Source organism: Pedobacter sp. PACM 27299, from assembly GCF_001412655.1.
GTDB lineage: Bacteria > Bacteroidota > Bacteroidia > Sphingobacteriales > Sphingobacteriaceae > Pedobacter.
The window spans coordinates 482,418-496,836 of record NZ_CP012996.1 but is presented as its reverse complement, the minus strand read 5'-3'; the positions used below and the strand labels follow the sequence as shown (position 1 = coordinate 496,836).

The window sequence follows — 14,419 nt, the reverse complement described above, 5'->3', positions numbered from 1 at the left end:
GGCTATCAAGAAGTCTTTACTTTATTATATTTAATTAAAAGTAATTTCCTAACCAGTCGGTATGGGAGGATCTTTTTTAAATAAAACCTTGTATAGAAAGACAAACAACCATAGTAAAAGCCAACCATGTGCGATGGCTTACCCCAATTTTTATTAATCATTAAATTATCTTTCGCCCCCTGATATCCATTTTTTGAAGACAAACCTGTTCCAACCTCATAATTCGCAATACAAACAGGCATTTCAACAAATTTGAACCCATTGGCATATAAGTTATAAAACAAATTATAGTCCGCTGCAATTTTATACCTCATATCAAATCTATTATTTAGCAATAGTTCTCTTCTCACCAACGAAGACTGGTGGCAAAAAATCATTTTATGAGTTATTTTTAGTAGATTATCTGGTTTGATTATAACCTCTTTAAACTTATCAAAACAATTTACTGCCCCATATATAACATCTGAATTCTCATGATTGTAATCAAATATATTTGAAAGGACATTCTCATCATAAAAACTATCCCCAGCATTCATAAAAATCACCCATTCACCCGAACATATGGCCACCCCTTTATTCATTGCATCATAAATCCCTTTATCTGGTTCAGAAACCCAATGAGATAGCTTATCATTATAACGGTCTAGAATTTCGAAGGTACTATCACTTGATCCACCATCAATGATTATGTATTCTACATCTTTGTAGGTTTGTCCCAGTACACTTAGAATAGTTCCTTCAATTATTTCAGCCCCATTATAAACTACAGTTATAACACTAACTTGGCTAGTCTTTTTTTTGATCATAATTAACTATTACTTCATTAAACTGCTCAAAATCAGAGAAATACTTCACCTTGTTATCGGAATAACCGGCAAGATAATCCTTGAATTGATCTGGCAGACTCGATTCAACAAATTCAAATAAATTTATTAATGAATATGTTGGAATATTAGTTCCTTTTGCAAAAGAAACGATTGCAGTAGTAACAATCCCTAAACAAATCGAGATATTATCATTTTGTATAAACTCTGCAGGAATATGTTGTGGAATCTCCAGATCAACTAAGCTTAAAATATTCTCTGGTATTCCTAGTCTTGGATGACCTTTTACAATTATACACCAACCACATGATTTAAGGAATTTTATTACCTTGAGTTGATTGATATCATAGCTCTCCTCACAGAAGATATTACCTTGACAAGGAGTAACAAAAAACAGGGCTACAGGCTTATTATTAAATGAATCGGATAGTTTAAGACCGTATTTAACAAAAATAGAATTATCCACCTTAAGATCTGCTTTTTCAATTCTAAATTTTTGATAAGGAAATTCGGGAATTTTCTCAACTATTTCCACCTTGAAATTTATGCCTGTCAAAAACAAATAAACCGATTTGAGTAAAAATCTCCTAAAGTTTAAGCTTTTACGCTCACTATAATCACCTTCAATAAAGTCATAATTTCCAAGATAATAAACATTGTTATTTTTTGCTAAACTACTAACAAAATATGCAGTCAGCCAATCTTCAAAACAAGAACAAAAATAAACGGTCGCATCCTTTAAGGAAAGAAAATGCTTGGCATTCAATGATGATATCCTTTTTCTCTCTTTAAATAATGTCCAGGGTTTACTTAACGAAGCATATTCGTAAGGAATAAAAAATAAGCCCCCTAAATCCAAATTTAAACTTTCTAAGAATTTATAATTATTGTATACATTAATAACATAAACAACTATAGTCTTAGAAGCCTTAAATTTTTCATATAACGCTAAAAAAAAAGGGATATCGGAAGGAGCCTGGCAGAATATCACCACACGCTCATGTTTATTAGTCATCTTATTTAAATTTGCACTCTCCTTTTAGTCTTAAAAAAGTTTCCACATCTCTTAGTTTAATCACTCGGGCTGGGTTTCCACCAACAACTGCAAAATTCGGTACGTCTTTAGTAACCACTGAGCCACTACCAATAACTGCACCTTCCCCAACTGTAACACCTGGAATAATTGTTACATTTGAACCAATCCAGACGAATTCTTTTATCAATACCGGCTTTAAAATGATTTCATCATCGTATGGGATGAATTTATCGCTCATATAATTGTGGTTTGAGGAGAATATGGTCAATCCTTTACCGATATGGCAATACCTCATTATTTCTACGCCTCCTTCAGCATTTATATAACAATTCCCATTAATAGCAACGTGATCCCCAATCGTAATCTTCTCAGGGTGATTTAAAAGAAAATCACTGTCTACATCTGGCCCAATAATTAGGGTATCGATATTAGAGTTAACTTTAGAAAAAAGATATCTATTATTTAATCTTCTATAAATAGACCCAATTTTATTTATGATTCTAATAAAAAGCATTCTCATTTTTTAACTTAATGAACTCACCCTGATCTCTATATTTTATAATTTTAGCAGGATTTCCTCCTACCACAGCACAGAAAGGAACGTCTTTCGTAACTACTGCTCCTGTAGCAATAATACTCCCCTCTCCAATAGTTACTCCCGGGGAAATCGTTACATTAGCCCCTATCCAAACAAAATCCTCTATAACAACGGGTCTAAGTAAAACTTTTTCATCGTATGGAATCTTATTAGGATTTAAATAATTATGGTTTGCAGAAAAAATAGTTAGATTTCTACCTGGATGCATATACCTCCCAATTCTTACTCCCCCGGTACAATCAATAAATGTTCCACTTTTAAGATGACTTGTATCATCAATAAAAAAACCAGATAAGTTTCCGCTCATGCTAGTGACTACAATCCCCTCTCCTCCTTGCATAACATAATTCACTTGAAGGCCTGTTTTCTTCCGTAATCGCTCTATTCCAGCTAAATTGATGAAGTTTCTAAAAGAGTTAATAATCAGGTCTATTCTTAGCAAAAGAATCAATTTCAAAATAAAAATCCTCATAGATTAGATTACTTTATACGTGTTAAATAAGTTTCTTGTAATAACGAAAGATCCAAAGGCTAAAAAGATAAAAGAGATCAGCGCAGCAAGTGCTGGACCAGAAATCCCTATTATAGGTGTCATCACAAATGACAATATAATTATTAAAACAGCACCAATCGTAATTAGCATTGTTTTAAGTTTTGTCTTCTTGAAATAATCTATTACCATTCCTGTTGTCGTATAGATGCCAAAGAAGGCTTGACCAAAACACATGATATATATGATTGGAAAAGCATCCACATATTTCTTACCTAAAAAAAGGCCCCCAAATAGATGTATACCTAAACAAAAGAAAGCTGTGATTACGAGGATGATTATAGAATACAAAAAAGTTATCTTTAGAATAAATCGTTTACCCTCTCTCTTATTCAACTTTTGAAAAACGACAGGATAAATAACTTTCGACATATTACCGTTTATAAGTGCTATAAAAGATGCAATACTCGCAGCAGCGGCATAAATACCTACTTCTCTCAAACTAAAAAAATGTAATAGAAAAAAACGATCGGATTGATTTATTACCCAACCAGCAAACATGGAAAAGATCAGTGGAGCACCGTAGTATAAAAAATATTTAAACTGAGATTTATTTAAACTGAATTTAAAGTTTGCCCCTATTGAACTAAGTCCGTAAAATCGAAATATAACAATTATAAATTCTGAAAAAAGTAATGCAAGAATCCTATATTTCCAGTCTAATTTAAAGCCAGAAATAAAAATAAACGTCAATAAAAAACTTAACAAAACTGTTGCGCTTGATATTAAACCAAAGCGAGTCGCTTGAGAATGCTGGAACAACTCAGTGTTATGTACATTGGAAAACGTTTGTACCAGCCCCATTAAGGTCGCTGTAATAATCACAAAACTAAACTCTGGAATAAGAAAAGATAACAATCCCGCAAGTGCACTAAAAAACAATGTATTTAACAATACAAAAGAAATGTACTGATTTCTAAATTTCAAATATTCTTCTTGTCCCAGATCAACAATTTCAATTGCCTGTAAACCATTCGCACAGAATGCGACTAATGATGGCATAAAAAAAAGTATACTAGAAAAAATACCTATTCTTCCGTAATCCTCTGGAGGGATGTGTTTAGTTAAATAGGAAATCGAAATAATTGCAATTCCAGCGTTTATAATAGTAAAAATATAATAGTTAACAAAATTAAGGACTTCCTTTCTAAAAAGGTACTTTTTTATCGCTATCATAATTGTGTTATTTCCAGCCGCTTTGCGGGAATACCTATGTAAGTTGAATCACTCAACGCGTCCGTTAATAAAACAGCATTTGCTGCAATTTTAACATTATCTCCTATAGTAATATTTCCCAACACCTTTGCTCCTGCAAATATTTTCACATTATCTCCAATAATTATAGTTTCAGTAGGCGCCTTCCTCTGACCTAAGGTTACACCTTGGTGAATCATGAAATTTTTACCTATAAAATATCTAGGCCCGACTACTATACCACTACCATGTTGTATATTCAATCCCGGTCCTATTTCTGTACTATAATATAATTCAATTCCAGTTCTCGTTCTCATCAAATTCGCGAGATTAGAAAGAATGGGGGAAGAAGAATCTTCTAGAAATAATCTTCGTTCAACCCTATATAACAGGCAAGCGATTAATGTACAATCGGATTGAACAAGCTTAATTAAACTATCATCATCTATTTTTTCATCCATGCCAGGATATTTAGATTTCACGTCTGTCATGAAAACAGGAAACACCTCAGTTAAAGTATTCGAAATTAAAATTAAGGCATCCTTAGATGCCTTAATTTGATTTAAATCAAAATCCTTTTTTATATATTCGAGTATATAGGTACAAAAACAAGTCATATATGAACTATTTATCGTCAAGTCCGGTACCAGCAACATCATGCCTTAACTTCCAATTATTATTTTCATCTTTGGCCCATAAATGCGGCGATCTAAATTTATCGCAGAGTTCATGGAATTGCGATGGTTCCATCCCAATATATTCCATTACATCATTGAAATAACGGTCAGGAAACTCTCCATCAAAACGTCTAACCAATGCAACTCCTTCTTCCCTTGTTAGGTGCATATTTCTAATTTCTTGCGAAGCATCATACGATGCTCTGCCTATTCCAAATTTAATAAAAGTAGTGTAGAAATGTAAATCATCAATTTTATCATCTATGCCACTGTACTTACTATAAGTACCCTGTGTTCTAAATGGTCTTGCCTTAAACCCCGTATTTTCAACAGCATAATAATAAACTTCTTGAGGAGTCCATTTTAAATAATACCCTAAATAATGGACTTCTATATTCGCCTTTTCTAATTCTTCAGCCTTAGGTGGTAAAAATGCCATGATATCAGATAACCTCACATCATATTTTTCTATCAATTCCGGTACTGAAACTCCACCTAAATAGATTTCATTAAGATGTTCAAAACTATAGTAAGATTTATCTCTTAAAGAAGTCATATTATCCGCAATAGGATTGCCATATTCCGCTTCATTTTCCCCATAAAAAATCAGGTTAATACCATGAGCAGCAGCAATTTTAGGCGCTAAGTTCTTTTGTCCAAGAATAAAAGTCTGGAAAGGATGAAGTAAGTTCTCAATTGATAATTTTGTCAATAACTTCATTACTTTTCCATTTCTGTAAAAAGAAATGTTATCAAAACCAGCATCAAGCCAATTTTTCCAGTTTTTCAAACCATAATCAGTATATAAAATAGGAGGCCAAGTAACCGTCAGGGGGTTCATACCATATTTATACTTCAAAACATGGGCCTGATAGGCACTATCTTTTCCTCCGCTTCCGGGTACTAAACAATCATAAGAGCCATCATTTTTCCTATGCTTATCGAGTAGTGCGATCAATTCTTCTTCACGCATCCCCCAATTGATGTTGTTTTTAACTTCTGCAGTTCGACAAGCATCGCAAACGCCATTTTCATCAAATTGCATAGTAACCTTCTTGCTATCTTTAGTATGCTTAAACTCTACTGCAGACGCCGGTCGCTGATTTGACATTACACATTTAGTACAGAATTTAACCTCCTCAGGTAAGCCATAATAGGCCTCTAATTTTTTTTCAGACATTATATTAAATTATTTAAAGTAGCCCAGTTCTTATAAATTGAAACACCTTTTTGTGCACTTTTTTCAGGATGAAATTGGGTAGCAAAAATATTATCTTTTAAAACCCCAGAACAATATTCCAACCCTTCATAATTAGTTTTAGTTAAAATACAGAATTCATCTGCTGGATCGACATAATAAGAATGTACAAAATACATGTAATCCTCTTCTGAAAGACCCGATAAAGGAGTATTAGCCCAATCCTGGTTATGTGAGTATATCTTATTCCAAGCAATCTGAGGAACCTTTATTTTTCTATCATCAACCGAGCTAGGAAACCTTCTGATAACTCCGGGAATCAGATTTAGTCCTTCACCAGAACCAAACTCCTCGCTTTTACTAAATAGTAATTGCAAGCCCAAACAAACTCCAAATATTGGTTTACCATCTATAACATTTCTTTTTATTGTATCTACAAGATCTAAATTTTCAAGATTTTGCATTGCTTCAATAAATGCACCGACTCCAGGTAAAATCAATGCGTCAGCATCTTCTATTTCGGATTTACTAGAACTAATTTTCGAATTAATCCCAACAGTATCACATGCTTGCTTAACACTAAATAGATTTCCTAAATTGTAATCTATTATAACAACCTTTTTTTGCATAATTCCTATTATAATCTACACTCAATCCCGTTTTCAACTAGATACTCTTTAACATCCTTAATTCTACAAGGCTTAAAAGTATGAAAATCTCTTTTCTGCTTTAAAAATTCCGTGTTACCTTCTTCTTTAGAATTAACTGATTCATTATCTTTAATAAATTGATAATGCAACAAAGAACCCAGCGCCACTGCATCTGCTTTCGCATCATTAAAGACTGCAGGAAGGTGCTCTTTTTGTCCAGCTCCTCCATGAGCAATAACAGGAACAGAAACCAAAGCACTGATTTTAGAAATCAGCTCTAGATCAAATCCCTCTCCAGTACCTTCTTTATCAACTGAAGTAATCACTATTTCACCTACACGAAGCTCCTCTAATTTTTGGGCCCATTCAAAAACGTCAACACCGGTATACTCTCTACCATTGTCAGTATAGGCTAAGTAAGTCCCATTGGTCTCCTTAATTGCTTCAATAGCGACCACTATAGTGGATGATCCAAACATCCTTGTTGCATCTTTAATCAACTGATGATTATTAATGGCAGCGGTATTAAGGCAAACTTTATCTGCCCCAGCCCTTAATACTGCTTTAATATCAGATATTGACCTAAGGCCTCCTCCTACAGTAATCGGGATAAAAATACTTTTAGCGGTTTCAGAAATAATGTCATGTAAACTATTTCGCTCATATAGAGACGCTACGACATCCATAAACATAACTTCATCTGCCCCCTGCTCATAGTAATACTTTGCAAAGTCGGAAGGCTTCCCTAATACTCTCAATCCTTCCAAATGAATACCTTTAACAAGGTTTGGGCCTTTAACATCAAGCCTTGGTATAATTCTAACTGTTTTCATGTTTTATATAACCTTCTCTTATTATTGTTTCACAAATCGCCCAATCTAGTGGCGTGTCTATATCTAAAGAATGAATATCATCCATGACATATTTTTTAATCTTTTCAAACTTATGCAGGGGCCTTAAAATTAGTGAATTGACATTAATGAGGTACATAGAGCCATTATAAGCATAAACTTTTGGAGCTTCTTGTCGGCTTTCAAAATATCCATCCTTTGATTTTTCCAAGAAACCCGACAAGTTTTCTTCAAAAAGATTGAAATAAGGATTCTGATGAGACTGGCTAACTGAAACCACCATATCTAAGTCAGAAGTATATGCTGAGAAAACATCTTTTAAGTGTTGTTCCGTTCTAAAAGGAGATGTTGGTTGTAATAACATTATATTATCATAATACTTTCCTCTGTCCGCAAAATAATTAACAGCATGCAATAGTACTTCATATGTCCCTGATTTATCATCAGATAAATATTCAGGTCGTTTAAATGGTACAACTAAACCATAATCATTTACAAAAGAAATGATTTCATCGCAATCAGTTGAAACACATATATCATTATCTTGAGCTAATAACCTAGCTACATCAATAGTGTAGTTAATTAAAGGTTTTCCGTTTAAATTTTTAATGTTTTTTTTTGGCACCCCCTTTGAACCTCCACGAGCAGGAATAAGATATAGTGTTTTCATGCTAAAAATTAATATGTTTTATATCTTCCTGGGCTTTCAAAAAATCTTGATGTTTACCAATATCCAACCAGTAACCCAGTAAAGGATAATGAATTAAACTCGTATCATTATTAGCAATTACTTTATCCATAAGGTCCGTAGCATTGAAAAAAGCTCCTTTCTCAAAAAAGTGCTTTAGGGCTAACTTCATTAAATAGATACCACCGTTAGAGTAATAAGTATAGCTTGGTTTTTCAGAAAAAGAAGAGATAAGATGACCCGTTGTTTGTAAAACAGCGTAAGGAATGTTTACATGATACGGAACACTTGCGAGTGCCATATTTGCATCATTCTCCTTATAGAAGTTATAAAAATCTTCAAAATCTATATTAGTCAGTAAATCAGAATTCATAACGAGTATATCATCGTATTGATCTTCATCAATAAAGCCTAACGCACCAATTGTCCCTAAAGCTTCGTCTTCTTCAATATAAGAAATATTAACTCCTTTCGATTCACCATTTCCGAAATGAGCAATTATTTGTTCCTTAAGATATTTGACACTAATATAAATGTCCTTTATTCCATAATTAATTAATCTATCAATATTATGTTCAATAATAGGCTTTCCACCTACTTTTAACATTGGTTTTGGCGTCACTTCAGTTAAAGGCCGCAAGCGTTCTCCTCTTCCACCCGCCATGATTAAGGCAATTACTGGCAGTTTAGTCCGTGTTTTTTTTAAATCTAGAATCTCTAATAATTGAAAATTATCATCTAATAGAGGAATTAAGTTAATACCTGCATTGCCATACTCCTTAATCAAAATTAGATTATTTTCAGATTGTTTTAGAAACTTAAACTGAGTATTCATAAAGACTTCAATGGGCTCTGAAATCTCCAGACCATTTAGTAGCCCTCTACGGATATCTCCATCAGTTAATGAGCCCACTAACCTATTTTCATCATTTATAACAAATAACGTTCGACTAGCATATTCTTCAAGTACGTCAATAGCCTTTAATGCTACTCGCGCTTGCTGATTTTCATTAACAATATGTTGGTTATTACCTTGCATAATATTCGATTTGCTTCAATTTTTCTATAATCTGCTCCGCAGTATTGTCCTTGAAATAAATGTTACCTCCTTTAAAAGAAGTATCTATTGATAATGTATTTATCACATTTCGTATGGCTAGATGATCTATAGGAACATGTATTACATTCCCACCAGAGGCACGGCCTTTTTGGCGATCTCCTAAATTAATTACGTACTTTCCAAAAGAAGCTGCTTCAATGATTCCACTGGAAGTGTTCCCCAATAGGAAGCTACAATACTTCATTGCAGTAAAATAACTTTGAGAGCCTAAGTTTTCAATTAAATATACATATTCAAGAGCGCTTAATTTATTCTCGAGGATCTTTCTTATTGCATTCCCGCTAGTGTCTGCATTAGGCATGGTAATCAAATATTGGAAATCAGGATGCTCAAGAATAACTTTTACCAACTGTTCGGTATGGTGAATATTCTCCTCAGCCATAATAGTTTCAGGATGAAAGGTTACTAACACAGTCTTGTTTGACAAGTCAATGTTCCATTTCTCTCGAAACTGTTCGATTGTCAAAAGATTCAGTCCTTTTAAATTATCCAAACTCAATGCCCCAACGTAGTAAATATTTTCATTCGAACCTGTTACCTCTTTTACTCTTTGTGCATAAGCTTCAGTTGAAACAAAATGATATTTTGAAGCTAAAGTAATTGCATGTCGGAAAACATTGTCTATAGCACCAAGTGTGGTCTCTCCTCCATGTAAATGGGCAAAAGGAATATTGAAAGCTATTCCTGCAGTAACTGCAGCAAACATTTCGTATCGATCTCCTAAACAAAATACAAGATCAAATTCAGAACGGTGTGTTTCCCAGAAATTACCGAATTTAATAGTAGTCAACCCAATCGCTGTAGAAATAGATTCAGCGCTATCATTTAAAAGCAATGACTCTATCCTAAAATTTACTTCAAACCCTTCATTTATAATTTGGTTTACCGTTTCCCCATGGAAAGAAGATAGATGTGTCCCAAAAACAATAATTTTCAATTCAAAAAAAACATCACTCTTTAATGCCTTTAATAGCGGAAGGTAAATCCCGAAATCGGCTCTTGAGCTCGTTAAAACACCTATCCTCATACCTTAAAGTCTGTTAATGACAGTTTATGTCCGGCTTCTAAATTTTGACTTAGCACCCTCCCAAGGAATTCATCCATCTGCATTGGTGAAATACCATCACCAGGTCTTAGCATCATCAAATCCTCAGCACTTAAGGTTTCACCGCTTTTTTTATCAACAGCCAAATGAAGACTTTTTCTAGCTATACTAATATTTTTCATCTCTGAGGCTGATGGTTCTTTTTGTCCAGACCCCGAAATTGCGCTTTCTATATTTCTTATGGCACTTACCATCGCCTTTAATTCAAATGGTTCAAGTGAAGCCGCATGGTCAGGTCCAGGCATACTGCGATCCAAGGTATAGTGTTTTTCTATGATTTTAGCCCCTAAAGCAACTGCTGCGATTGGAACTTCAATACCTAGGGTATGATCTGAATAACCAATAGTTGTATGAAAAGTACTTCCAATATGTAGCATTGCTGTTAAGTTCACATCATGCATCGGTGTTGGATACTCGGTATTACAATGTAATATTGAAATACTTGATAGTTCAATTCCATGATAGGTAAAAACATCAAGTGCAGCTTTTATCTCTTTCATAGTAGCCATACCAGTAGAAAGAATCACCTTAGAAAATAACATTGCTGCTTTTCTCAAATAGGGAAGATTAGTAATTTCTCCAGATGGAATTTTAACCATATCTAAACCTATTGATGCAAGATAATCTAATGATTCCAAGTCGAAAGCCGTAGAGAAAAATTTGATATCTTTAGATTTGCAGTATGCAATTATAACTTCATGATCTTCTTTAGAAAGCTCAAGCTTCTTGAGCATATCAAGCTGAGATTCGACCTTATCGGCTGTATTCTCTACTTGATAATCAGCCTTTTTAGCCTTATTCGAAACTAGCTTATCTGCTTTAAAAGTCTGAAATTTCACATAATCAACTCCTGCTGCTACAGCAACGTCAACAAGTTTAATTGCATTATCCAAAACGCCATTATGGTTTACTCCTGCCTCTGCAATAATAATTGTTGACTTCATATTTTTAATTTTAATGCAGGATTTCCTACATAAACCCCTTGGGCTTTTATATTTTTTACTACAACTGATCCAGTTCCAATTACAATATTGTTCCCAAGATGAATATTATTAGAAATTGTGGCATTACTGCCAATAAAAACACCTTCCCCTATTTTACAATCTCCATTAATTACGGCAAAAGTAGAGATATGGCTATGATTACCAATTACTGTATCATGCTCAATATTGGACCCAGTATTTAAGATACAGTTAGCACCAACAATAGCACTGGAGTTTACGATTACATTATGCATAATTATTGTACCTCGCCCTATTACGGCATGTTTTGACACATATGCTCTTGGGGAGACAATTGTCGCTATATCAGCATTATATTTTGATAATTCATTAAATACCCTTTGTCGAACAGTGGAAGATCTGATCTGTCCAACAGCAATCATAAAGGAATAGGAAAGATTCACGTATTTAGGGATATCTATATCCGATCCGATAACTTTATAGCCTAGAACATCAGTTCCAAATAAATTTTCATGATCTAAAATGCCCATAATATCAAATTGATTATTTTGTTCGATCACGTCAATGCATGATTTACAATGACCACCACCTCCAATTAAAATCAATTTTTTCCTTTTCATAAATTATGGTCTAAATCCACTAGGAATATTAACAATTCGATCTGCTAACCATATGCTATTCTCTAACCCATCTGTCTGGCAATGCTTAAACATAGGCAATCTATTCATGAGCTCCCATACTGGTCGGGTCATTACACCATTATCATTTGTAAACGTTAAAAGAGCATTCCTTTCTTCTAGATCGTCCATTATTAAAGCATTTAGCCAATAATTAGATCTTGAGCTTTGCGGTTCATGCATAAATTGAATGCCCATCTTGCTAAAAAAATCAAGATATCTCTCTGCAAGTACTCTTTTGTTCTCAATAAACAAAGGAAGTTGTTCCAATTGTGCACATGCTAACGCTGCGTTAAGATTTGGCATTCTGTAGTTATAACCAATTTCGTCATGGACAAATTCCCATTTATGCGGTACTTTAGCTTGGGTGGTTAAATGCTTAGCTCTTTTAGCAATTTCTTCATCATCAGTAATTAACGCGCCACCACCACCACAGGTTACAGTCTTATTTCCATTAAAGCTGAATACACCTATCTTTCCAAATACACCTGTATGTTTATCTTTATAATAACTACCTAAAGATTCAGCAGCATCCTCCACTAAAAAGATACCCCATTCCTCACATATCGCAGCTATTTCGTCTATTTTACATGGCAAACCAAAAGTATGCATAGGCACACAAGCAGCAATTCTTCTACCGCTAGTTTTATTATAAACCCCATCCGCTCTTTTTTCGGCATGATGAACTAAGAAATCTCTTAAAGACTGAGGAGACATTCCTAAAGTCTCCTGATCTACATCAACAAAAACAGGGATAGCATTGATATAGCTGATGGCATTTGCTGTAGCTATAAATGTCAATGCCTGAGACAGAACCTCTTCATTAGATTTTACTCCTGCAAGGACTAAACCTATATGTAAAGCATTTGTACCATTTACTATTGCAATCGCATATTTGGCTCCTGTGAGTTCAGCCATCATTTCTTCAAATCGGTTCACATAAGCTCCAACAGAAGAGACAAATGTAGAATCTATAGCATCCAATACATAATTACGCTCATTCCCAAAGAAAGCTGGTTCATGAAGTGCAATAAAATTTTTATCCGGATACTGACTTTTAACAAAGTCAACTGTTTTTTGAAATTTTTCTACCATTGGGATTTACATTTTGGCATCTAAGTACTTTCCTGTTTCTTTATGTCCGAAATCTGGAATCATTGTATGAAAAAGTCTCACAATATCTTCCTTATCCCATTTTCTATTTGATTTAAGTGCAGAGATAGAGGAGCTGAAAAAATCCAATTTCTCATCATCATAATTAGCCTCATTTTTGATGACACCTAAATTTTGAAACCTTTCCATATCCAGAACTTCATTATCGGTAAAAAATTCTTCAAAATCTTTTTCACCTGTAGTATCACTTGCGGTGAAAAGGCATGGCCATTTGTGCGCTGGAGGTAATAAGTTCATCAATGATCGTGCTTCATCTTCAGTTTCGCAAAGGTGGGATTCATACCCCAATTCTTCTAAGTATTTTTCAGCAATGGCAGCGAAAGTAACTAAATGTAGCTCCTCACTTAATTTTGGAAAAAACACGTCTCTATTTTCACCAAAAATACAGGACATCAAGCAAAGTTCACCCGATTCTTTCGGGATGACAAAATATCTTTTAATATCGTTTGGAGCTACAATAGGTTGTAATTTTTGAATTCGTTGATTAAATCCGTATAATAATGACCCATCTGAAAATGCAACATTTGCAAAACGTGCAGTTGAAATACTAATTTCTTCACTTTTTCGCATTAAAAACATCTCCATAATCCTTTTTGATGCACCCATCATATTCACAGGATTAGCTGCCTTATCAGTAGAAACACAAAAATATTTCTTACTTCCTTTACTAATCGCTTGATTAATGGTCTTTATGGTATTAAAAATATTTACATCAATCATCCTCATTAATGTAAAAGGATCCTTTTCACTCCTTACATGTTTCAATGCGGAAAGATTTAATACATAATCATACTTTCCATCTGCCTCAATAAATGCATCATATTCAATCGAACCAATATCTAGCGCAAACGTCTGAAAATCTCCATCTATATATCCGAAAGAACTTCTAATATCACGAACCAATTCTACCATATTGTTCTCACTAATATCAACAACATGTAACTTCAAGGGGCTTCTCCTAAAAATTTCTTTGACCACCGCCTGGCCTATAGACCCAGCTCCACCGATAACTAGGAAACTTGATTTAGAGACAGCTTGATATAATTGTTCAGTATAATTCTTTATATCAACTTCAAATAGCTCATTTTTTCGACCTATTAATTTTAAAATATTCAT

The 14,419-nt window shown here is 33.9% G+C and carries 15 protein-coding genes and 1 pseudogene; all 16 read right to left on the bottom strand.

The features are described from left to right. Window positions 1-5 precede the first annotated feature (5 nt). Window positions 6-806 (bottom strand): glycosyltransferase family 2 protein, encoded by an 801-nt coding sequence (locus tag AQ505_RS02115; protein ID WP_062546661.1) that lies wholly within the window; start codon window positions 804-806, stop codon window positions 6-8. Continuing rightward, entirely contained in the window at window positions 787-1,839 is a 1,053-nt protein-coding gene (locus tag AQ505_RS02110) for a polysialyltransferase family glycosyltransferase (RefSeq protein WP_062546660.1), read from the bottom strand. Before AQ505_RS02110 ends, AQ505_RS02115 begins: the two co-directional genes overlap by 20 nt. Window positions 1,840-1,888: 49 nt before the next feature. Continuing rightward, window positions 1,889-2,032: pseudogene (locus AQ505_RS27310) on the bottom strand (DapH/DapD/GlmU-related protein); the annotation flags it as partial. 328 nt (window positions 2,033-2,360) lie between these two features. Next, a complete protein-coding gene (locus AQ505_RS02100) occupies window positions 2,361-2,930 on the bottom strand; it encodes an acyltransferase (RefSeq protein ID WP_157262171.1) in 570 nt (189 codons plus the stop codon). A 3-nt stretch (window positions 2,931-2,933) separates the two neighbouring features. Then, window positions 2,934-4,184 carry an oligosaccharide flippase family protein gene (locus tag AQ505_RS02095; protein ID WP_062546658.1) on the bottom strand — a complete coding sequence of 417 codons (1,251 nt, stop codon included), beginning with the start codon at window positions 4,182-4,184 and terminating at the stop codon, window positions 2,934-2,936. Continuing rightward, window positions 4,181-4,819, bottom strand: a complete 639-nt coding sequence (locus AQ505_RS02090) for a serine O-acetyltransferase (RefSeq protein WP_062546657.1) — start codon at window positions 4,817-4,819, stop codon at window positions 4,181-4,183. Before AQ505_RS02090 ends, AQ505_RS02095 begins: the two co-directional genes overlap by 4 nt. 7 nt (window positions 4,820-4,826) lie before the next feature. Further along, entirely contained in the window at window positions 4,827-6,059 is a 1,233-nt protein-coding gene (locus AQ505_RS02085; protein ID WP_062546656.1) for an N-acetyl sugar amidotransferase, read from the bottom strand. Then, the gene (gene hisH, locus AQ505_RS02080) at window positions 6,059-6,706 is read right to left on the bottom strand and encodes an imidazole glycerol phosphate synthase subunit HisH (protein WP_062546655.1); all 648 of its coding nucleotides are present in this window, start codon (window positions 6,704-6,706) and stop codon (window positions 6,059-6,061) included. The genes AQ505_RS02085 and hisH overlap by 1 nt, the downstream gene beginning before the upstream one ends. Before the next feature lie 8 nt (window positions 6,707-6,714). Further along, window positions 6,715-7,560, bottom strand: a complete 846-nt coding sequence (gene hisF / locus AQ505_RS02075) for an imidazole glycerol phosphate synthase subunit HisF (protein ID WP_062546654.1) — start codon at window positions 7,558-7,560, stop codon at window positions 6,715-6,717. Next, window positions 7,547-8,248: an acylneuraminate cytidylyltransferase family protein gene (locus tag AQ505_RS02070; RefSeq protein WP_062546653.1), complete on the bottom strand. Its 702-nt coding sequence runs from the start codon at window positions 8,246-8,248 to the stop codon at window positions 7,547-7,549. Before AQ505_RS02070 ends, hisF begins: the two co-directional genes overlap by 14 nt. Before the next feature lies 1 nt (window position 8,249). Then, window positions 8,250-9,305, bottom strand: coding sequence for a nucleotidyltransferase family protein (locus tag AQ505_RS02065; RefSeq protein ID WP_062546652.1), 1,056 nt, complete (start codon window positions 9,303-9,305; stop codon window positions 8,250-8,252). Continuing rightward, entirely contained in the window at window positions 9,295-10,413 is a 1,119-nt protein-coding gene (gene neuC / locus AQ505_RS02060) for a UDP-N-acetylglucosamine 2-epimerase (RefSeq protein ID WP_062546651.1), read from the bottom strand. Before neuC ends, AQ505_RS02065 begins: the two co-directional genes overlap by 11 nt. Continuing rightward, complete coding sequence (neuB, locus tag AQ505_RS02055) at window positions 10,410-11,435, bottom strand: N-acetylneuraminate synthase (RefSeq protein ID WP_062546650.1); 1,026 nt, start codon at window positions 11,433-11,435, stop codon at window positions 10,410-10,412. Before neuB ends, neuC begins: the two co-directional genes overlap by 4 nt. After that, complete coding sequence (locus AQ505_RS02050) at window positions 11,432-12,073, bottom strand: acetyltransferase (protein ID WP_062546649.1); 642 nt, start codon at window positions 12,071-12,073, stop codon at window positions 11,432-11,434. The genes neuB and AQ505_RS02050 overlap by 4 nt, the downstream gene beginning before the upstream one ends. 3 nt (window positions 12,074-12,076) lie before the next feature. After that, window positions 12,077-13,225 carry a LegC family aminotransferase gene (locus AQ505_RS02045; RefSeq protein WP_062546648.1) on the bottom strand — a complete coding sequence of 383 codons (1,149 nt, stop codon included), beginning with the start codon at window positions 13,223-13,225 and terminating at the stop codon, window positions 12,077-12,079. 6 nt (window positions 13,226-13,231) lie between these two features. After that, entirely contained in the window at window positions 13,232-14,419 is a 1,188-nt protein-coding gene (locus AQ505_RS02040) for a UDP-N-acetylglucosamine 4,6-dehydratase (RefSeq protein WP_062546647.1), read from the bottom strand.

What these genes read in the sequence shown, in the direction of transcription:
- AQ505_RS02100 (WP_157262171.1), bottom strand. Translation starts at nt 2,930, where the DNA reads ATGAGGATTTTTATTTTGAAATTGATTCTTTTGCTAAGAATAGACCTG.
- AQ505_RS02110 (WP_062546660.1), bottom strand. Translation starts at nt 1,839, where the DNA reads ATGACTAATAAACATGAGCGTGTGGTGATATTCTGCCAGGCTCCTTCC.
- AQ505_RS02085 (WP_062546656.1), bottom strand. Translation starts at nt 6,059, where the DNA reads ATGTCTGAAAAAAAATTAGAGGCCTATTATGGCTTACCTGAGGAGGTT.
- AQ505_RS02050 (WP_062546649.1), bottom strand. Translation starts at nt 12,073, where the DNA reads ATGAAAAGGAAAAAATTGATTTTAATTGGAGGTGGTGGTCATTGTAAA.
- hisH (WP_062546655.1), bottom strand. Translation starts at nt 6,706, where the DNA reads ATGCAAAAAAAGGTTGTTATAATAGATTACAATTTAGGAAATCTATTT.
- neuC (WP_062546651.1), bottom strand. Translation starts at nt 10,413, where the DNA reads ATGAGGATAGGTGTTTTAACGAGCTCAAGAGCCGATTTCGGGATTTAC.
- AQ505_RS02065 (WP_062546652.1), bottom strand. Translation starts at nt 9,305, where the DNA reads ATGCAAGGTAATAACCAACATATTGTTAATGAAAATCAGCAAGCGCGA.
- hisF (WP_062546654.1), bottom strand. Translation starts at nt 7,560, where the DNA reads ATGAAAACAGTTAGAATTATACCAAGGCTTGATGTTAAAGGCCCAAAC.
- AQ505_RS02090 (WP_062546657.1), bottom strand. Translation starts at nt 4,819, where the DNA reads ATGACTTGTTTTTGTACCTATATACTCGAATATATAAAAAAGGATTTT.
- AQ505_RS02095 (WP_062546658.1), bottom strand. Translation starts at nt 4,184, where the DNA reads ATGATAGCGATAAAAAAGTACCTTTTTAGAAAGGAAGTCCTTAATTTT.
- AQ505_RS02045 (WP_062546648.1), bottom strand. Translation starts at nt 13,225, where the DNA reads ATGGTAGAAAAATTTCAAAAAACAGTTGACTTTGTTAAAAGTCAGTAT.
- AQ505_RS02115 (WP_062546661.1), bottom strand. Translation starts at nt 806, where the DNA reads ATGATCAAAAAAAAGACTAGCCAAGTTAGTGTTATAACTGTAGTTTAT.
- AQ505_RS02040 (WP_062546647.1), bottom strand. Translation starts at nt 14,419, where the DNA reads ATGAATATTTTAAAATTAATAGGTCGAAAAAATGAGCTATTTGAAGTT.
- neuB (WP_062546650.1), bottom strand. Translation starts at nt 11,435, where the DNA reads ATGAAGTCAACAATTATTATTGCAGAGGCAGGAGTAAACCATAATGGC.
- AQ505_RS02070 (WP_062546653.1), bottom strand. Translation starts at nt 8,248, where the DNA reads ATGAAAACACTATATCTTATTCCTGCTCGTGGAGGTTCAAAGGGGGTG.